A 311-nucleotide genomic window follows, 5' to 3' on the forward strand; every position below is an offset into this window, starting at 1 on the left:
GTCACATCTTCGCCTTCAGGAAAGAAGTACTTATTGACGAGCGGAGTCTCACCGGAATAACCGGGGCCGTGTAGGGCGACCCCGATCCAGTCTGTTTCTCCAACGTATTCCATAATATCGATCTCGCCTGTTGCAGGCCAGTCACCGCCACCTAAAGCCCAAAAGGCGGGCCAGTAACCTTCACCTTTGGGAAGTTTCATTCTTGCGGCAGCCGTTCCATAAGTAAACATCACCTTGTCCCGGGTGTTGATCCTTCCCGAAATAAAATCGAAATCATTTCCGCGGTAATTGATGTAATTCGGACTATAATG

The 311-nt window shown here is 49.5% G+C and carries 1 protein-coding gene; it reads right to left on the reverse strand.

What is annotated here, in order from left to right:
• Window positions 1–311 (reverse strand): glycoside hydrolase family 16 protein (locus HC176_RS18705; RefSeq protein WP_167920478.1); only part of this gene is annotated, 311 nt, incomplete at both ends.

Source organism: Tamlana crocina (genome assembly GCF_012037625.1).